Origin of the sequence: Flavobacterium saccharophilum (assembly GCF_900142735.1) — a bacterium.
In the GTDB taxonomy this organism is placed as follows: Bacteria; Bacteroidota; Bacteroidia; order Flavobacteriales; family Flavobacteriaceae; genus Flavobacterium; species Flavobacterium saccharophilum.
Genome location: NZ_FRBY01000002.1, coordinates 882,285 through 901,448, shown reverse-complemented (window position 1 = coordinate 901,448; position 19,164 = coordinate 882,285). Strand labels below are relative to the sequence as shown.

The 19,164-nt window shown below is 33.4% G+C and carries 14 protein-coding genes; 11 read left to right on the top strand and 3 right to left on the bottom strand.

Features of this window, described 5'->3' with window-relative positions:
- Positions 1 to 120: 120 nt before the first annotated feature.
- Both serC and BUA98_RS09400 read right to left on the bottom strand, forming a co-directional pair.
- Positions 121 to 1,191, bottom strand: a complete 1,071-nt coding sequence (gene serC / locus BUA98_RS09405; RefSeq protein ID WP_072971403.1) for a 3-phosphoserine/phosphohydroxythreonine transaminase — start codon at positions 1,189 to 1,191, stop codon at positions 121 to 123.
- A gap of 93 nt (positions 1,192 to 1,284) precedes the next feature.
- On the bottom strand, positions 1,285 to 2,358 hold the full coding sequence (locus BUA98_RS09400; RefSeq protein ID WP_072971400.1) for an acyl-CoA reductase: 1,074 nt from the start codon (positions 2,356 to 2,358) through the stop codon (positions 1,285 to 1,287).
- 135 nt (positions 2,359 to 2,493) lie between these two features.
- On the opposite strand from BUA98_RS09400, the gene BUA98_RS09395 reads away from it, so the two are divergent.
- Positions 2,494 to 2,841 (top strand): 4Fe-4S dicluster domain-containing protein, encoded by a 348-nt coding sequence (locus BUA98_RS09395; protein WP_072971397.1) that lies wholly within the window; start codon positions 2,494 to 2,496, stop codon positions 2,839 to 2,841.
- Between the two features lie 162 nt (positions 2,842 to 3,003).
- Positions 3,004 to 4,170, top strand: a complete 1,167-nt coding sequence (locus BUA98_RS09390) for a peptidase associated/transthyretin-like domain-containing protein (RefSeq protein WP_072971393.1) — start codon at positions 3,004 to 3,006, stop codon at positions 4,168 to 4,170.
- A gap of 213 nt (positions 4,171 to 4,383) precedes the next feature.
- Here BUA98_RS09390 and BUA98_RS09385 read toward each other — a convergent pair whose 3' ends face one another.
- Positions 4,384 to 7,017 carry a TonB-dependent receptor gene (locus tag BUA98_RS09385; protein ID WP_072971391.1) on the bottom strand — a complete coding sequence of 878 codons (2,634 nt, stop codon included), beginning with the start codon at positions 7,015 to 7,017 and terminating at the stop codon, positions 4,384 to 4,386.
- A 318-nt stretch (positions 7,018 to 7,335) separates the two neighbouring features.
- Between BUA98_RS09385 and ychF the strand changes: the two genes are divergently transcribed.
- The 9 genes from ychF to BUA98_RS09340 all read left to right on the top strand — a co-directional run bounded on the left by ychF (position 7,336) and on the right by BUA98_RS09340 (position 19,114).
- Positions 7,336 to 8,430 carry a redox-regulated ATPase YchF gene (ychF, locus tag BUA98_RS09380; RefSeq protein WP_026982091.1) on the top strand — a complete coding sequence of 365 codons (1,095 nt, stop codon included), beginning with the start codon at positions 7,336 to 7,338 and terminating at the stop codon, positions 8,428 to 8,430.
- A 415-nt stretch (positions 8,431 to 8,845) separates the two neighbouring features.
- On the top strand, positions 8,846 to 9,523 hold the full coding sequence (locus tag BUA98_RS09375; protein ID WP_072971388.1) for a TIGR02117 family protein: 678 nt from the start codon (positions 8,846 to 8,848) through the stop codon (positions 9,521 to 9,523).
- 338 nt (positions 9,524 to 9,861) lie between these two features.
- Positions 9,862 to 10,821 (top strand): YihY/virulence factor BrkB family protein, encoded by a 960-nt coding sequence (locus BUA98_RS09370; protein ID WP_072971385.1) that lies wholly within the window; start codon positions 9,862 to 9,864, stop codon positions 10,819 to 10,821.
- The gene (locus BUA98_RS09365; protein ID WP_072971381.1) at positions 10,818 to 11,342 is read left to right on the top strand and encodes an NADPH-dependent FMN reductase; all 525 of its coding nucleotides are present in this window, start codon (positions 10,818 to 10,820) and stop codon (positions 11,340 to 11,342) included. Before BUA98_RS09370 ends, BUA98_RS09365 begins: the two co-directional genes overlap by 4 nt.
- A gap of 88 nt (positions 11,343 to 11,430) precedes the next feature.
- The gene (locus BUA98_RS09360) at positions 11,431 to 12,327 is read left to right on the top strand and encodes a transglutaminase domain-containing protein (protein ID WP_244279185.1); all 897 of its coding nucleotides are present in this window, start codon (positions 11,431 to 11,433) and stop codon (positions 12,325 to 12,327) included.
- 92 nt (positions 12,328 to 12,419) lie between these two features.
- Positions 12,420 to 13,598, top strand: a complete 1,179-nt coding sequence (gene pncB, locus BUA98_RS09355; RefSeq protein WP_072971375.1) for a nicotinate phosphoribosyltransferase — start codon at positions 12,420 to 12,422, stop codon at positions 13,596 to 13,598.
- Positions 13,599 to 13,756: 158 nt separating this feature from the next.
- Positions 13,757 to 15,631 (top strand): DNA topoisomerase IV subunit B, encoded by a 1,875-nt coding sequence (locus BUA98_RS09350; RefSeq protein WP_072971373.1) that lies wholly within the window; start codon positions 13,757 to 13,759, stop codon positions 15,629 to 15,631.
- A gap of 108 nt (positions 15,632 to 15,739) precedes the next feature.
- Entirely contained in the window at positions 15,740 to 16,339 is a 600-nt protein-coding gene (locus BUA98_RS09345; RefSeq protein ID WP_072971370.1) for a hypothetical protein, read from the top strand.
- Between the two features lie 48 nt (positions 16,340 to 16,387).
- Positions 16,388 to 19,114: a DNA gyrase/topoisomerase IV subunit A gene (locus BUA98_RS09340; RefSeq protein WP_072971367.1), complete on the top strand. Its 2,727-nt coding sequence runs from the start codon at positions 16,388 to 16,390 to the stop codon at positions 19,112 to 19,114.
- Positions 19,115 to 19,164 lie beyond the last annotated feature (50 nt).

Here is a 19,164-nt window from a genome sequence, read left to right as displayed (position 1 = left end):
TTACAATCTTTTATTTTTTTAAAGAAAAAAAATAAAAGGATTTCCACTGCTATCGGGGCTAGGGGTTTCGTATTCCATTCACGTTTTCGATCAAATAATATTGAAAACTGCGACTGAAAACTAAACTTTAGACTCCAAAGCTTTCATTACATCAACTAAAACCTGAACACTTTCGATCGGCATAGCGTTGTAAATAGAAGCTCTGTAACCACCAACAGAACGGTGTCCTGGCAATCCTGAAATTCCTGCTTCTTTCCATAAAGCATCAAACGTTGCAGTATGATCAGCATTGTTTAATAAGAAAGTAACGTTCATTTTAGAACGGTCTTCAACAGCTGCAGCACCTTTGAATAATGGATTTCTGTCAATTTCAGTATAAAGTAAATCCGCTTTTGCGTTGTTTAATTTTTCAACAGCAGCGATCCCACCTTTTTCTTTGATCCATTGTAATGTCAATAACGAAACATAAACAGCAAAAACAGGTGGTGTATTGTACATACTTTCTGCTTTGATATGTTTAGCGTAATCTAACATACTTGGAATTGTTCTTCCGTTTTTTTCTAAGATTTCTTCTTTGATTACTACCAAAGTAGTTCCTGCAGGACCCATATTTTTTTGAGCTCCGGCGTAGATTAAATCAAATTTTGAGAAATCTAAATCGCGAGAAAAAATATCAGAACTCATATCGCAAACAACAGGTACGTTAGTTGCCGGGAATTCTTTCATTTGAGTTCCAAATATGGTATTGTTACTTGTGCAGTGAAAATAATCTGCATCACTTGGTATTGCGTATCCTTTTGGAATATGGTTGTAATTTTCATCTTTTGAAGAAGCTACTACTACAGTTTCTCCAAAATACTTAGCTTCTTTTATTGCGGCAGTTGCCCATGTACCTGAATCTAAATAAGCTGCTTTTCCGTTTTCTTTCATCAAGTTGTACGGAGCCATTAAGAATGCGGTACTTGCACCACCTTGTAAAAATAATGCCTGATATCCTTTTCCCTGAAGTCCTAATAACTCTAAAGCAAGGGAGCGAGCTTCATCCATAACTGCAACGAAATCTTTACTTCGGTGCGAAATTTCAAGGATTGATAATCCCGAATCATTAAAGTTTAAAACTGCTTTTGATGCTTTCTCAAAAACTTCCTGAGGTAAAATACTTGGACCTGCGCTGTAGTTGTGTTTTTTCATGGTTCTTGTTAATAGTCGAAAATTTTAAAGATGCAAATTTCGGCAATAGGAGCTGAAAAAGCGATAAATTATTCGAAATAATTAAACATATTTTTACTTTGTTGTTAACAAAAACGTTATAGTATCTACGTTATCTGCGTAATCCCACAATTGAGGATTTTGCGTTTGCCCAAATGGGATGCTATTTTTGATTAAATCGTTGCTAACGACGCACTGAATTTGTTCAGAATCAGCCTCAAGGCGAGCCTGTAAATCTTCAATGTTTTCGTAAAATTCATAAAAAACACTTGAAATAGGTGAGGCATAGCTCGTATCTTCTTTTATAGTCAAAAAGCCATTATCCAATAATTTAAAATTGCTCATTAAAAATACGGCTTTGTTATAGTCGTAATTATTGGCGTATTTTTCATAATGAATAACATCCTGATATTTGAAAATAGCTTCAAAAAAGGTATCAAAAGAATAACCCTTCGGAACAAAAATCTTAGAAACATTACGACATCCTAATCCGAAATAACGAAAAATATCTTCGCCTAAAGCTTCTAATTCTTCTTTAGATTCTTTTCCGTTTAAAACGGCAGCCGAATTTCTATTTTTGCGAATGATCGACGGTTTGTCTTTGAAATAGTATTCAAAGTATCGTGCTGTATTATTGCTTCCGGTAGCGATAACAGTGTCAAAATTTTCCAGTTTACCTTCCACGAAAGTGATTTTATCTTGTAAACTTTCATTTACAGCAATTAGATATTTGGCTAAAAAAGGTAATAAATGCTGATCATTTGAAGAAGTTTTGATTAAAGCTTTATTTCCGGTAATCAAAACAGATAAAAAATCATGAAAACCAACCAGCGGAATATTTCCGGCTAAAATTAGTGCGACTGTTTTTTCTGTGTTATCATTTTGAGAAAATTCTTCAGTATACGTAGACAGCCATTTATCAAGATTTTCTTCGTTTAAAGCATCTGCCCATGATTTTATGGCAAAATACACTTGTTCAGGTGTGTACCATCCATTATGAGATTGTGATAAATTGATCAGCTTTTCGAAATCATCAAAAAATAAATCGTTATGCAGAACATCCGATTTTCGACTTGTATCGTTTTCGGAAAATTGTTTTAGAAATTTTCCTAATTCAACAAAAACACTTTTTTTTGTTTCTAATGTCATAATGTTTGTTTATGAATAGTTTTGATTGTAATTTTGCACAAAAATAAGCTATATTAAGTTATAAGACAAAGCAGAATAAAATCTTCGTATTATTATTTCTGAACTTGTAACTTTTAACTCGTAACTAAGAAAAAAATGGCAATAATTATAACTGACGAATGCATCAATTGTGGGGCTTGTGAACCAGAGTGCCCAAATACAGCAATTTATGAAGGTGCTGATGACTGGAGATACAAAGATGGAACAAGTCTTAAAGGGAAAGTGATTTTACCTGACGGAACTGAAGTGGATGCAGAAGATGCTCAAACTCCAATTTCTGATGAAGTGTATTATATTGTTCCTGGAAAATGTACGGAGTGTAAAGGTTTTCATGATGAACCTCAATGCGCAGCTGTGTGTCCTGTTGATTGTTGTGTGCCAGATGATAATCATGTTGAAGATGAAGAAACTTTGTTGAACAGACAAGCATTTTTACACGGATAATAACGATTTTAAATTAAAATTTAGATATTTAAAAATCCTGAGTATTATGCTCAGGATTTTTTTTATTTATAAATATAAGTTTTTTTTGATTTTTTTGCGGTAGTTTACTGTTACTTAATTATTTATTTTGTTAATTTGATGATAATATTCTAACAATTGCCTATGAGAGGATTACTACTATTATTAATTATTTTCGTTAACACTACTGTCTTTGCTCAGAAAGTCGAGTATTCTATTGTCGTAAAAGATATTGAAACACAACTGCCTATAGAAAATGCAATCGTGTTTATCATGAAAACGAAACAAACATTAATAAGTAATCAGGACGGAAAGGTAACTTTTGAATTGAACGGTGCATCCAGTCTTCAGGTTTCGGAGACCAATTATGAGAAAGTGACACTCCGTTGGGGACCTTTAAAACCAGATTTATTTGTAGTTTATCTTAAAAATAACAACAATAAACTAGAGGAAATTGTTGTATCAAAAGAAAAACCAGAAAAAAATCTTCAAAAAATTGTTTCTAATTCAAGGGAAAAACTAGCTAGCGCTTATAGGTTAAAAGTCTATGTAAGGGAGTTTTTTATGCTAGATAATAAATATTCTTATTATAATGACGGATTGGTAAATTTTCAGTTTGAAGGAAACCAAAAGAAAGTAACCACAACCTTATTAGTAGAACAAAATAGATCTTACGGATTGTTGGAAACAGATGTTTCCGCCGATTTAATGGGGTATAATTTGAATAATATCATGGAGAATTATGCAAATTTAAAATATTTTGATCCTCTTCTTGATTCAAAAACAAAAAAAGAATACGAGTTCACGACAACAGGGCATCCAAATAATAAAGAGTATTATATAACGTCGGTTACGCCTTTGGATAAATCTAAGAAAGCGTTGGATACTTTTGAGATTATTTATGATCCAGTTAAAAAGTTAATTGTAGAATTCAGTATTTTTATTGCGCCAGGAAATCTTGCTCAAATTGAAGAACAAACAAAAGTAGGTTCCAAGAATTTAACCAGATCACAAGTTAAGGTAACTTATAGAATTGATGGTGAAGATTATTATTTATTGAGTGCAAATGAAGAAATCGCGTATGATTTGATTTTAAAAGATCAGGCAAAAAAAAACATTCAGGTTCGGAATAATTTTATCACTACCAATTTTAACAGACAAAACTTTACTTATAAAGAAAGTGATGTTTTTAAAGAAAAAACACTTTTTAATAAACAGAATAAAATTCTAACAAAGTACTGGGATATATCTGGATTTACTGCTACGGAAGAAGAAAAAGGAATTATAACTTCATTAGAATTTAAGCTGTAATTTTTTAAAGCAAACAATAAAAAAATCCTGAGTTAAACACTCAGGATTTTTTGTTTTTATAGTTTTTTCGAAACACATAGAAGAATAGAAGGCGATCTAAAGAACGCATTTCTCTTTTAAATCATAGAATAGAACTATGCGAAATAAGTTCTTACCTATACTAATTCGATAAAAGAGAGAAAATCTACGTTTCTATGTGTTTTAAAATTTTGATTAGAAATTAAACCCAAGTCTGGCATAATAATAAGCTCCGCTGAAACCCATTTGGACAGCATCCCAGTAACCTCCGGCCTCTGTATTACCTTGTTCGTCTTGTTTAGTTGGATATACATTGAATAAGTTATTGCTACCAATACTTAATTTTAGATTTTTGTTAATTCTGTAACCTAAAGTTAAATCAGTTACCAATCTTGGGTTGTATACATCATCTTCATCAGCATAATCAACCAAAACTACTTTACTGAAACGGGTAAAAGCTAAACCTCCGTCAAATTTGTTTTTTGAGTAAGTCAGGTTTAAACCAAATTTGCTGTCAGGAGCGGAAGCTAATAAAAATGCTTTTTCACGTTTTCCAAAGAATGTATCTGCATCTAAATCACCATTTTTAACTTCATCAATTTTCATATCATTGATGTTTCCAACTAAAGTTGCTCCAATATTTCCAAAATCGTATGTTTTTTTCCAGGAGAAAACTAAATCTAAACCGTGTGTACTAGTGTCAACACCATTAGCAAAAAATTGAGCTTCAGAAACACCAAGATTTAAACTGCTCGCATCAAAATATCCGGTCAGAACAATACGATCCTTTACTTTAATATAATAGCCATCAACAGTTGCTGTGAAATCTCCAAAAGTTCCTGTAAATCCTAACGAACCATTTAAGGCTTTTTCTTCGTTTAATTTTTCAATTCCAAAAGCTCTTGTTACAGGGCTGTCGTTTGGAGCTAAAAGTACTTCGGTTGCGCCACTTGCATTGAAGTTAGTGAAACGTAAATTATAATAAACCTGAGCTAATGAAGGCGCTCGGAAACCTGTGCTAATAGATCCTCTCATATTAATATGATCGCTTAGTTTAAGTCTTGAAGCTAATTTTCCGTTTAAGGTACTTCCAAAATCACTGTAGTTTTCAAAACGAACAGCTCCACTTACCATAAAACCTTCGGTAACATCTAATTCGGCATCCGTATATAAAGAGAAGTTAGTACGGCTTTCGTTTACCTCATTTGCAGGGCTATATCCAGGGAAACCTTGTGAGCTTCCCGGTCTTGGTTCTCCAGAAATAGGATCTATAGGAGCGCTTTGAGTTGTTGGGTCGGTAATTGGTTGCCCGTTGGTGTCGTAAGTAGTGTAAGAGCCTTCTTCACCAGCGAAAATTTTAAATTGCTCTACTCTAAATTCAGTTCCAAAAGCAATATTAAAACCGCTCATCACATCAGCATAGTTTTTTGAAACGTCAAAGTTGGTTGTGTTTTGCAATAAACTATGTCCTCCTGCATCAAATTCTGTTGGGGAATTTTCTTCTAGAGAAGCATTTAAAGTTCCTTTGATATCGTATTGAAATTTATTTTTTCCAAAGGTATTGCTCAAGTCCATCTTCCATCCGCCAGAAGTTTCTGTTCTAATTCCGGCTGCGATCGAATTGTCATTTATTTTTGATGTAATTCTTGGTGTGTAACCGCCTGGGTAAATTTCTTCAACAACTCTTTCCCCGTCATTACGTGTAAAAGCATAAGCGTCAGTATCTCTAAAATTACTACCTCCAAAAGCATAAAATTCTGTTTTATCAGAAATTGGAATAGCAATATTGGCAAATAAATTCACACCTTGAATTTCTGCATCACCAAAACCTTTTCTAAAATCATAACTAGGTCTTAGTGTTTTGTTTTTGTTTAAAAACTCACCGGTAACATTTATATAACCGCCTTTACTTCCAATTGATGTACCGTAATTGGCTGCTATTTTTACGGACCCACCGTCAAAATCCTGATCTTTTCCATAAGAATTTCCGTTACCATCCTGATCTAATCTAAATCCTTTTGTATTTGGAGTGCCTGGTAAGAAATCGCCTTTTGCGTTGGTATTGAAAACACCATAAGTTACAGAACCGGTAAGTTCATTTACATTGTCATTAGTTACGATATTAATAACCCCTGCAATAGCATCAGAACCGTATTGTGCTGCAGCACCATCTCTCAAAATTTCAATTCTTTTAATAGAAGCTGCCGGAATTGCATTCAAATCCGTACCGGTATTTCCACGTCCACGCGTTCCGAATAAATTGATTAGAGAAGATTGGTGTCTTCTTTTTCCGTTGATCAAAACTAAAGTCTGATCAGGTCCCATACCTCTTAATGAAGCAGGGTCAACGTGGTCAGCTCCGTCAGAACCTGATTGTTTGTTGGCATTGAATGACGGTGCAACATATTGTAAAAGTTCGTTGATTTCTAATTTTCCACTTTGTGTTGTAACATCTTTTACATTTATAACATCAATTGGAACAGCAGAATTTACAACCGTTCTTTTCGTATTTCTTGAACCCACAACGACAACATCATTTAAAACTTGTCCGCCACTTTCGTCTAAAGTAACTTCAATTTTACCACCTGAAGTTGATTTTTCAACGGTTGAATAACCAACATAAGTAAAAATTAAAGTAGCACCTTCTTTTACTTTTATAGTAAAACCACCTTCATAATCAGTAGAAACTCCGTTTGTTGTTCCTTTTTCAACAATATTAACCCCTGGTAAAGGTGTGCCAGTTTTGTCTTTAACGATTCCTGTAACTTCTTTTTGAGCAAAAATAAACGCCGTATTTAGAAGAAATAATAATAATACAATCTTTTTCATGGTTTGGTTAAGTTTGGTTTATTGTTTTGTTTGTTATTTGCTAAAAGTAATATTTTTTAACAAAAACTTAATAAAAAGTTTAATTTTTTTTAAGAAGATGTTTTAAAATACATTAATCGTCATTTTTACTTCACTTACGAGCTATTAAATCTTATATTTGCAAAATTTTAAAGCCAAAAAATATCATTTTGGCAGAAACAAAAAGTAAGACATAAAGTTATAAACCATTAAAAGTGACTTCTATATAATAAGGTAGAAGTATTGATGGGAAAAACCTGAGTTACACAGGAATAAATAAAAAATAAACAGAAACAACAGATGAAAGCAGGAATTGTAGGATTACCAAATGTTGGAAAATCAACATTATTTAATTGTTTATCTAATGCAAAAGCGCAAAGTGCGAACTTTCCGTTTTGTACAATCGAACCTAATATTGGTGTTGTAAACGTTCCGGATCCAAGAATCAATAAATTAGAAGAATTGGTAAAACCAGAGCGTGTACAAATGGCAACAGTTGATATAGTAGATATCGCAGGTTTGGTAAAAGGTGCAAGTAAAGGTGAAGGTCTTGGAAACCAGTTTTTAGGAAACATTAGAGAGTGTAATGCTATCATTCACGTTTTACGTTGTTTTGACAATGACAATATTGTTCACGTTGATGGAAATGTAAATCCAATTCGTGATAAAGAAACGATCGATATCGAATTACAGCTAAAAGATTTAGAAACGGTTGAAAAACGTTTAGAAAAAGTAAATCGTGCTGCTAAAACCGGAAATAAAGAAGCGCAAACTGAAAAAGCACTTTTAGACAGAATCAGAGAGGCATTATTACAAGCGAAATCAGCTCGTACTATTACTCCTCAAGGTAATGACGAAGAAGTTTTAATGGAATCTTTCCAATTAATTACGGCAAAACCAGTATTATATGTTTGTAACGTTGACGAAAATTCAGCAGTAAACGGAAACAAATATGTAGATCAGGTTCGTGAATTAGTTAAAGACGAAGATGCTGAAGTAATTATCCTTTCAGTAGGAGCAGAGGCTGATATTACAGAATTAGAAAGTTACGAAGAGCGTCAGGTTTTCCTTGAAGACATGGGATTAACTGAGCCAGGAGCGTCAGTTTTAATTCGTGCTGCTTACAAATTATTAAAACAACAAACGTATTTTACAGCTGGTGTAAAAGAAGTTCGTGCCTGGACAATTAACATCGGAGCAACAGCGCCTCAGGCTGCCGGAGTTATCCACACTGATTTCGAAAAAGGTTTCATCCGTGCAGAAGTTATCTCATACGAAGATTACGTTCAATACGGTTCTGAAGCAAAAGCAAAAGAAGCTGGAAAATTCAAAGTGGAAGGAAAAGAATATATTGTTAAGGATGGTGATGTAATGCACTTCCGTTTTAACGTGTAATTTTTTTAGAGAATAGAATATAGAATAAAGAGAATAGATTTGAACTGCTGGAGAAATTCAGCAGTTTTTTTATGTTTAAAATTTAATTCTTTCAATTCATTGCACAAAGTATGTCATTTCGACGAAGGAGAAATCCCCGCAAGTAACTCCGCAACGAGAACCCAATCTTTGTCGAGCTTCTCGCGGGGATTTCTCCTTCGTCGAAATGACAAAAAATGCGAATAAATCTAAATTTTACAAAAAAATAAAGAGTAAAAAATCCGTGTAAATCCGCGTTTTCGCTTTAGCGAATCCGTATCATCCGCGTTCTGTTTTCGCATACCAATCTACTTTTAAAATTTAAAGTTTATTTTTTGGCTCAAAAATTGGTTACAACAAAATAACCTAATTTATTAATCCAAAAACGACCAACCAAATGCTAAAAAAAACCTTCAAATTTCTCGGCTGGACAATCCTCGGAATGATTACTTTTCTCGTTTTATATTTAATCGCGATGTATCTAATCTCGAAAATCACGGTCAATTCAGATATTGCGAAAGTTGATGAAAAAGACGGAATTCCGATTTACATTCTTTCCAACGGAGTTCATACGGATATTGTAGTTCCGGTTGCAAATGAAATTAAAGACTGGAGAAAGGAAATACAATTCAGGCAGACACAGTCTAAAGATTCACTGGTAAACTTAGTAGCATTCGGTTGGGGCGACAAAGGTTTTTATCTGCATACACCGGAATGGTCAGATCTTAAAGCAAGCACGGCGTTAAAAGCAATCTTTGGAGTAAGTTCATCAGCTATGCATACTTCATTTTATAAAAGTCTTGCTGAAAACGAAAAATGTAAACGAATTTATATTTCAAAAGAAAACTATCAAAATTTGGTCTCTTATATTTCTGAAAGTTTCAATAATCCAACAAATCCAGAATGGATTCAGGGTTATAGTTATGGAAAAAAAGATGCTTTTTATGAAGCCAAAGGAAGTTATAGTTTATTTTATACTTGCAATACTTGGGCAAACAGCGCATTGAAAGCTGCCAATCAAAAAGCAAGTTTATGGACGGTTTATGATAAGGGGATTTTTTGTCATTATCAATAGAGATATTTTTTATACTTTTTTAATATAGTCCCTACGCGACAATAATATGAGTGACGGAATTATTTTTTTTCTACCAATATTTAATCTCTACGAGATTTTTAATTAAATGAAATAAAATTTCGATGTATTGAATATAATGTTTATTTTAAATAACTCCGTTAGGAGTTAAATGTTGGTAGAAATACAAATTAGAAGATACAAATGTCCCGTAGGGACTATATAAATAATATGATGTTCGATTATATATAACATGGTAAAAATATAATATTTGCTCAAAAAGCAACAATTCAAAATTTTTGACTAATTCTTAAATTTGGGGAATATCAAAAATAGAGCATATGAGAATTAAAAACATATTTGCCAAGTCTTGGTTTCTTCTAAAAAATACCTTTTTAGAATTTAACGATGATAATGCTATTAAGCTAAGTGCGGCATTGGCTTATTATACCATATTTGCCTTACCACCTTTATTAATTATTATCATCACAATTTGTGGTTTCTTTTTTGGAGAAGAAGCTGTAACAGGAGAATTGTACGGACAAATTAATGGTTTGGTAGGTAACGGCGCGGCGAGTCAGATTCAGGAAGCGATAAAAAACGTACAATTATCAGGCGATAATGTTTTTGCAACTGTATTCGGAATCGTAATGTTATTAATTGGAGCGTCTGGAGTTTTTGCTGAAATACAAAGCTCTATAAATTTTATTTGGGGATTGCGTGCAAAACCAGATAAAGGCGTTAAGAAATTTATTCAAAATCGCTTAATGTCATTCTCGATGATTGCTTCGGTTGGATTTTTAATGTTGGTCAGTCTTTTTATAAGTACAACTTTAGATTTACTTAGTTCGCGTTTAAAAGTATATTTTCCGGAGAGCACCGTTTATTTATTTTATGTGGTTAATATAGTAATTGTGCTTGCGAGTATTACAACTCTCTTTGCTATTATATTTAGAACATTGCCTGATGGAAAAATAAGATGGAAGGATGCTTTTATAGGATCAGGAGTTACAGCTATCCTTTTTATGATTGGTAAGTTTGCCATCGGATTTTATTTAGGGAGTTCCACGGTTGCCTCGGTTTATGGTGCAGCGGGATCTGTAATTATTATTTTGGTTTGGGTCTATTATTCGGCAATAATTCTGTATTTTGGAGCAGAATTTACGAAAGTTTACGCAAAATCTTACGGAGGAAAAATCTATCCAAACGAATATTCAGTCGAAATTGCAAAAGAGATTTATGAAATCGACAAACCAAAAAAAGAACCAATAGAAGAAACATTACAAAAAGAGAAACCATGAAAATAGTAGCCTTTGGAGGAAGTAACAGTACGCAGTCAATTAATAAACATTTAGCCACTTATGCGGCGAGTTTATTCGAAAATGCTGATATTGAAGTTTTAGATTTAAACGATTTTGCTATGCCATTATTTAGCGTTGATCTTGAAAAAGAAGTAGGTCAGCACGACTTTGCAAAAGCATTTCTTGCTAAACTGGGAAGTGCAGATATTTTAGTAGTTTCTCTGGCGGAGAATAACAATAACTATTCAGTAGCATTTAAAAATCTATTTGATTGGTGCTCCCGAATTGCCAAAGAAGTTTTTCAGCAAAAGCCAATGTTGTTATTAGCAACTTCGCCTGGCTCAAGAGGCGGTGCTTCTGTTTTAGAAATCGGACGTAATGCTTTGCCACGATATGGCGCAGATATTAAAGCGACTTTTTCATTGCCTGCTTTTAATGCCAATTTTGATTTAGATCAAAATAAAATCACAAATGCTGAGTTAGATAAAGAACTCAGAAACCTTATTAAAGAATGTTTCTAATTCCATGAAAATAAAAAAGATTTTTTTTCTGTTCCTTTTTTTGAGTGTATTTTTTTTCCAATATTCTCACGCTCAAAAATATAGCGCTGTGGATAAGGCTGTTTTAAAGTATCCAAAAAGTTTTGATACCACAGAAGAACTAGCCCAACGAATCGATAAAGATTTTAATTCAGATTATGACAAAGCGAGGGCTATTTACAGTTGGATAGCCTTCAATATTAAATATGATTTTAACGCTTATCTTAATCCTCCAAGAACGCAAAGTTTTTCTTATCGAAACGAGGCTGAAAAGCAGAGAAAAATACAAGAATTGAATGATAATATGCTTCAAAAAACATTCAAATCTCAGAAAGCCGTGTGCGAAGGGTTCACACTTTTGTACCAGCATTTAGCAGCCTTAGTCGGAATAAAAGCGGAAATTATTCGTGGCGATTCCAAAATCAGACTGGCAGATATTGGTCGAAAAAACACTACTTCAAATCATGCCTGGAATACCGTTTTAATTGATGGAAAATGGCGTTTGGTTGATGTTACCTGGGGGCAGGGTTATTATGATAGTTCTAAAGGCAGAATGGTAAAAGATTTTGAACCAGCCTATTTCGATACTGAATCCGATTATTTTTTCGCGAAACATTTCCCGGATTCGGGTTCATATTTAGGCCGTAGAATAAGTAAAGAAGATTTTCTTAACGGACCTTTAATTTATAATAAAACAATAGCCGGAGATAATAAAATTATTGCTCCTGAATCTGGAATCATAGAAGTTAATAGAGGTCAAAAAATCACATTTCAGATAAAAAATATTTCAAAATCTAGTCAGTTTTTTTATTTAAATAAAAGAAATCAGGCTGTCAGAGTTGTAAATGCAAAAGAAAAAAGAGGAGGTTTGGAATTTCAAATTACAGTTGACAATACGATAGGCGATTATATCACATTTTTCCTGGATACTAATAGTATTGCTTCTTTTAAAATAGTTTCAAAATAAGTACACAAGGATCTTTGTTATGACAATTTTATTCTTTTCTCAAATTGCCGTATCTTAGCAGTTAGGGAATTTGAAAAATAGAAACTTGTCTTATGGAAACTACTTTTTTGAAATCAATCTTAGATAATGATTTCTATAAATTTACGATGCAGCATGCCGTAATAAGGCTTTTTCCAAAAGCAAAAGTACGTTATGGTTTTATTAATCGCGGTAAACATATTTTTCCGGCGGGTTTTGCAGATTTGCTCCGAAAATCAGTAGACGCAATGGCAGATCTTCGATTGACAAAAGACGAAAAACATTATTTATCACATCATTGTCCTTATCTCGATCCCACTTATTTAGATTTTCTGCAAGGATATAGTTATGATCCGTCTGAAGTTCATATTTCTCAAGAAGGGTCTGAAATAAAAGTTACAATTGAAGGTTTTTGGTATCGCACTGTTTTATGGGAAGTACCCTTAATGGCTTTAATTTCTGAACTTTTTTATAAATCAAATCACCTAATTCGTTTGAATGATGAAGCTGTCAAGGAGTTGACAAAAAATAAAATTGACAATTATAATAAACTTGGAGTGTCAATATTAGAATTCGGCACAAGACGTCGTCATTCTTATGATATTCATGTTTTGGTCAACGAAACGTTAAACACTTACGGTTCGCAAAGTTTTATTGGCACAAGCAATGTACATTTTGCAATGGTGAATAATAAAAGACCTTTAGGCACGCATGCACACGAATGGTTTATGTTTCATGCCGCACAGTATGGATTTAAAATGGCAAATTTGATGAGCCTGGAACATTGGACACAAGTGTATGGTGGTGACCTCGGAATTGCCTTAACAGATACTTACACTACAGAAGTTTTCTTCAATCAATTTGATAAAAAATATTCCAAACTTTTTGACGGCGTGCGACATGATAGCGGCGATCCGATTGAATTTGCCCAAAAAGTAATTATGCACTATACAAAAATGGGAATAGATCCAAAATCTAAGATTATTGTTTTTTCAGATTCTCTTAATTTTGAGAAAGTAAAAACGATAGCTGATTTCTGTAAAGACAAAATCAAAATGTCTTTTGGTATCGGAACCAATTTTACCAATGATGTGGGACTTCCTTCCATGAATATGGTTATTAAATTAACCGATACAAAACCAGATAATACACATTGGCAAGGTGTTGTTAAACTTTCTGACGAAAAAAACAAAAATACGGGAACGCCCGAAATGATTGCTTTGGCAAAAGAAGTACTCGGAATCAAGTCGTAATTTTTTGTTTTAAAACTGATTTTTTCTACTTTTAAAGCTTGTATTTTTTTAAATTCAGTTTAAATAAGATTAAAAGCTGTTATTATTCATAACAAAAAAAAAATACGCTTTTATTTTTTGTGTAGAAATGGTACATTAGCCAAAAATCCAATTCATTTATGCTAGAGCAAAATCAATATAACGAAGATAATATACGATCACTCGATTGGAAGGAGCATATTCGTATGCGTCCTGGAATGTATATCGGGAAATTGGGAGATGGATCTTCGCCGGATGACGGTATTTATATTCTTTTAAAAGAGGTTTTAGACAACTGTATCGATGAGTTCGTAATGGGCTCGGGAAAAACTATCGAAGTGACTATCAAGGATAAAACGGTTTCGGTTCGTGATTACGGACGTGGAATTCCGTTAGGAAAAGTTGTTGATGTAGTTTCGAAAATGAACACGGGGGGAAAGTACGATTCTAAAGCTTTTCAGAAATCAGTTGGTTTGAACGGTGTCGGAACAAAAGCGGTAAATGCTTTGTCCAATTATTTTCGTGTAGAATCAGTTCGTGATGATAAACAAAAAGCAGCTGAATTTTCAGGAGGAAATTTAGTTTTAGAAGAAGATGTAGTTGATACAACAAAGCGAAAAGGAACGAAAGTAACTTTTACGCCAGACGAAACGATTTTCAAAAATTACAAATTCCGTATGGAATATGTCATTAAAATGGTTAAAAACTATTGTTACCTAAACAATGGTTTGACGATTATTTTCAATGGAGAAAAATATATTTCTGAAAATGGTCTTCGTGATTTATTAGAAGAAACAATCAGCGAAGAAGATTTAGAATATCCAATTATTCATTTGAAAGACCACGATATTGAGATCGCTTTAACGCACAGTAAAACACAATACAGCGAAGAGTATCACTCTTTTGTAAATGGTCAGAATACAACACAGGGAGGAACGCATTTAGCGGCTTACAGAGAAGCACTTGTAAAAACCATTCGTGAGTTTTATAACAAAAATTTTGAAGCATCAGACGTTCGTAAATCGATTGTAAGTGCGATTAGTATTAAAGTTATGGAACCTGTTTTTGAGTCTCAGACCAAAACCAAACTGGGTTCAACCGATATGGGTTCTGATGATGGAACGCCAGCCGTTTCAGTTCGTACTTTTGTAAATGATTTTGTGAAGAACAAACTGGATAATTATTTACATAAAAATCCGCAGACTGCAGAAGCGTTATTGCGCAAAATTTTGCAAGCTGAAAGAGAGCGTAAAGAATTATCAGGAATTAGAAAACTGGCAACAGATCGTGCTAAAAAAGCCAATCTTCACAATAAAAAACTAAGAGATTGCCGTGCGCATCTTCCAGATACTAAGAATCCCAGAAACTTAGAAAGTACCCTTTTTATTACCGAGGGAGATTCGGCTTCCGGATCGATTACAAAGTCGCGTGACGTAAATACACAAGCCGTTTTCAGTTTGCGTGGTAAGCCTTTGAATTCCTACGGAATGACGAAAAAAATCGTCTATGAAAATGAAGAATTCAATTTACTGCAAGCTGCATTAGATATCGAAGACGGATTGGAGAAATTAAGATACAACAACATTGTAATCGCAACTGATGCCGATGTCGACGGAATGCACATTCGTTTGTTGTTGATTACATTTTTTCTTCAATTTTTCCCAGAATTAATCAAAGAAGGGCATTTGTATATCTTGCAAACACCGCTTTTCAGAGTTCGAAATAAAAAAGAGACCATCTACTGTTATTCTGAAGAAGAAAGAAGAGACGCGATCGAAAAACTAAAACCAAAACCAGAGATCACCCGATTTAAAGGTTTGGGAGAGATTTCGCCAGATGAGTTTAAGAATTTCATTGGAGAAACGATTCGCCTTGACCCAATTATGATGGATAAAAATACTTCAATTGAGCAGCTTTTGTCTTTTTATATGGGAAAAAATACTCCGGATAGACAAGAGTTCATTATAAAGAATTTGAAGGTGGAGTTGGATGCGGTTGAGGATGTTGCTATTTAAAAAATAATATATAAAAACCGTAGTCACTGACTGCGGTTTTGAAGTTTTGAATTTCGTCAATAATATCTACTAAATTTATTGTTTTATAATTAGAAATTGAATAACTATATGAAAAGAATACTGTTTTTGATCATAATTTTAGGTTTAATTTCGTGTAATAAGAATAAAGATTCTGAGGGAAATGTTGAAGTTGACCAAATAATAGATTATTCGGATAATATTGATTTCGAGCTAGAACAAATTGATAAGGTAGAAATATTTTCTTATCCAGACAGATTATCTTGGGATACTCTGAGGCATAGAGAAGAAATTATTAGAAACAATAAAATTGATTTTGATACTTCAATGATTAATGAGAAAATAACATTACTGAAGAAGCCAAAAATCAAAGAATTATTTGATTTAATAAAAAATCATTGTAAAAATGAAGGGGATATTGCCCCGTATTCTTCATGCTATATGCCCAGAAATTTGATACTTTTTTATAATAACAAAAATAAAATAATTGCTCATATAGAAGTTTGTTTTACATGTGGAACATCAAGCAGCTCAAATAATTTGAAAGAAAATTGGGATTATTGTAAAGATGATTTAAAAGTTTTTTTGAAAAAAGAAGGAATCAAATATTTTGTTGATACCGAAGAATTGGAGAAAAAAGAAATATTATTTTTAGATAGCTTAAAAGCAAAGAAGAAAATAGTTGACTAAATAATAAAGTTATACATATAAATACTGAAATAAATTCAGCATATAAAAATGAAAGACGAAGAAGACGATAACATAATTCCAAACGACGACGAGAATAATTCAGATGAAAATCCGCTTGACGAAAATCAGGAAGGAGATGATTCTGAAGAAATAGTCAACGTAGATGCTAAACATTTTGAAGGACAGCATTTTTACGAAAATCAGGAAGAAGAAGGCGAAGACGTAATCACGAAAGTAACCGGTATGTACAAAGACTGGTTTTTGGATTATGCTTCATACGTAATTCTGGAACGTGCAGTTCCGGCGATTGAAGATGGTTTTAAACCAGTTCAGCGTCGTATTATGCACTCTTTAAAAGAACTGGACGATGGTCGTTATAATAAAGTTGCCAATGTAGTAGGTCACACCATGCAGTATCACCCACACGGAGATGCGAGTATTGGTGATGCCATGGTACAAATTGGTCAAAAAGATTTATTGATTGATTGCCAGGGAAACTGGGGAAATATTTTAACAGGTGACGGGGCAGCAGCTTCTCGTTACATTGAAGCACGTTTATCTAAATTTGCTTTGGAGGTTTTATATTCTCCAAAAATTACCGATTGGGGTGTTTCGTATGACGGTCGTCGTGCAGAACCCAACAATCTTCCTGTAAAGTTCCCATTGCTTTTGGCACAAGGAGCAGAAGGTATTGCGGTTGGACTTTCGACTAAAGTTTTACCTCATAACTTCAATGAATTAATTGATGCTTCGATTAAAATTTTAAAAGGAAAACCTTTTACATTATATCCTGATTTCATGACACAAGGTATTGCCGATGTGTCAAATTACAATGACGGATTGCGTGGCGGACGTGTACGTGTGCGTGCTAAAATTGCCCAGTTAGATAAAAATACATTGGTGATAACGCAAATACCGTTTTCGACCAATACAACGACTTTAATTGACAGTATTTTGAAAGCCAATGATAAAGGCAAAATCAAAATCAAGAAAATTGAAGACAATACTGCGGCTGACGTAGAGATTTTAATTCATCTTTTCCCGGGAGTTTCTCCAGATAAAACAATTGATGCATTATTTGCTTTTACGGCTTGCGAAACTTCTGTAGCACCTTTAGGTTGTGTTATTGAAGACAATAAACCGTTATTTATCGGGGTTTCTGAGATGTTGAAAATTTCGACGCACAGGACTGTTGATTTACTTAGACAAGAATTAGAAATTCAGTTAGAAGAATTAAAAAATAAATGGCATTTCTCTACTTTAGAAAAAATCTTCATTCGTGAAGAAATGTACATCGATTTCAAATTGTATTCTGATAGAGAATCACTTTATAAATATTTATACGATCGTTTTGAGCCTTTCAAAAAATCATTCGTCAGAGAAATCAATGACGATGATTTGCAAAGACTAACTCAGATTCCAATGATTCGTATTACTCGTTTTGACTCTGATAAAGCTGATGATTTTATCTCTAAGTTAGAAGAGGAAATGAAAGAAGTTGAGCATAATTTGGCTAATTTAACCGATTTTGCTATTGCTTATTTTACAAAGTTAAAAGAGAAATACGGAAAAGGTCGCGAACGCCAGACCGAACTTCGTGTTTTTGATAATGTTGAAGCTACAAAAGTAGTTTTAAGAAACACAAAACTTTACGTAAACCGAGAAGAAGGTTTCGTAGGAACAAGCTTGAAAAAAGACGAATATCTTACAGATTGTTCTGATATTGATGATGTAATTGTGTTTTTGCGAGATGGTAAAATGATTATTACTAAAGTCGATGCTAAGACATTTGTCGGGAAAGATATTATACACGTTGCAATTTTCGATAAAAGCGATAAACGTACGATTTACAACATGATTTACCGTGACGGAAAATCAGGACCTTCATATATTAAACGTTTCAATGTGACAGGTGTTACGCGCGATAAACCATACGATTTAACAAATGAAACAGCAGGTTCGCAAGTAGTTTATTTTTCGCATAATCCAAATGGAGAAGCGGAAGTGATAACTATTTTATTACGTCAGGTGGGAACGATTAAGAAATTGAAATTCGATATTGATTTTGCCAAGTTAGCCATTAAAGGACGTGCTTCAAAAGGAAATTTAGTGACTAAATATCCAATCAAGAAAATCGAATTAAAAGAAAAAGGAATTTCGACATTATTGCCAAGAAAAGTTTGGTTTGACGATACTGTAAAACGTTTGAATGTTGATGCTCGAGGAGAACTGCTTGGAGAATTTAAACCAAGTGATAAAATTTTGATCATTAATCAAACAGGAAAGCTGAAAGTTATTATTCCGGAGTTATCGACGCACTTTGATGAAGATATGATTGTTTTGGAGAAATGGAAACCTAAAAAACCAATTTCTGCGATTTATTATGACGGAGAAAAAGAACGTTATTTCTTAAAACGTTTTCTTGTTGAAAATGAAGGTAAAGAAGAAAGTTTTATCACAGATCATCCAAATTCACAATTAGAAATTGTGTCGACAGATTATCGTCCAGTTGCGCAATTGGTTTTTGCAAAAGTAAAAGGAGTTCAGAAAGAAGATTTGCATATCGATGTGGAAGACTTTATAGCCGTAAAAGGCTTTAAAGCTTTAGGAAATCAATTAACTACAGATAAATTAAAACAAGTTAATTTATTAGATCCGCTTCCTTATGAAGAGCCAGTTGAAGAAATTCCAGAGAAACCGGAATTAGCAGAAGATGATGATTCAGTAGAAACCGAATTAGATGATGACGGGCAAATTGGACTAGTTTTAGAATAAAAAATGAAAAACGCTAAGAGAATTTCTTAGCGTTTTTTTTAGTTCTATTT

Bases quoted from the DNA above. Each gene is read 5' to 3' on its own strand.
- serC (WP_072971403.1), bottom strand. From the start codon at position 1,191: ATGAAAAAACACAACTACAGCGCAGGTCCAAGTATTTTACCTCAGGAA.
- BUA98_RS09400 (WP_072971400.1), bottom strand. From the start codon at position 2,358: ATGACATTAGAAACAAAAAAAAGTGTTTTTGTTGAATTAGGAAAATTT.
- BUA98_RS09395 (WP_072971397.1), top strand. From the start codon at position 2,494: ATGGCAATAATTATAACTGACGAATGCATCAATTGTGGGGCTTGTGAA.
- BUA98_RS09390 (WP_072971393.1), top strand. From the start codon at position 3,004: ATGAGAGGATTACTACTATTATTAATTATTTTCGTTAACACTACTGTC.
- BUA98_RS09385 (WP_072971391.1), bottom strand. From the start codon at position 7,017: ATGAAAAAGATTGTATTATTATTATTTCTTCTAAATACGGCGTTTATT.
- ychF (WP_026982091.1), top strand. From the start codon at position 7,336: ATGAAAGCAGGAATTGTAGGATTACCAAATGTTGGAAAATCAACATTA.
- BUA98_RS09375 (WP_072971388.1), top strand. From the start codon at position 8,846: ATGCTAAAAAAAACCTTCAAATTTCTCGGCTGGACAATCCTCGGAATG.
- BUA98_RS09370 (WP_072971385.1), top strand. From the start codon at position 9,862: ATGAGAATTAAAAACATATTTGCCAAGTCTTGGTTTCTTCTAAAAAAT.
- BUA98_RS09365 (WP_072971381.1), top strand. From the start codon at position 10,818: ATGAAAATAGTAGCCTTTGGAGGAAGTAACAGTACGCAGTCAATTAAT.
- pncB (WP_072971375.1), top strand. From the start codon at position 12,420: ATGGAAACTACTTTTTTGAAATCAATCTTAGATAATGATTTCTATAAA.
- BUA98_RS09350 (WP_072971373.1), top strand. From the start codon at position 13,757: ATGCTAGAGCAAAATCAATATAACGAAGATAATATACGATCACTCGAT.
- BUA98_RS09345 (WP_072971370.1), top strand. From the start codon at position 15,740: ATGAAAAGAATACTGTTTTTGATCATAATTTTAGGTTTAATTTCGTGT.
- BUA98_RS09340 (WP_072971367.1), top strand. From the start codon at position 16,388: ATGAAAGACGAAGAAGACGATAACATAATTCCAAACGACGACGAGAAT.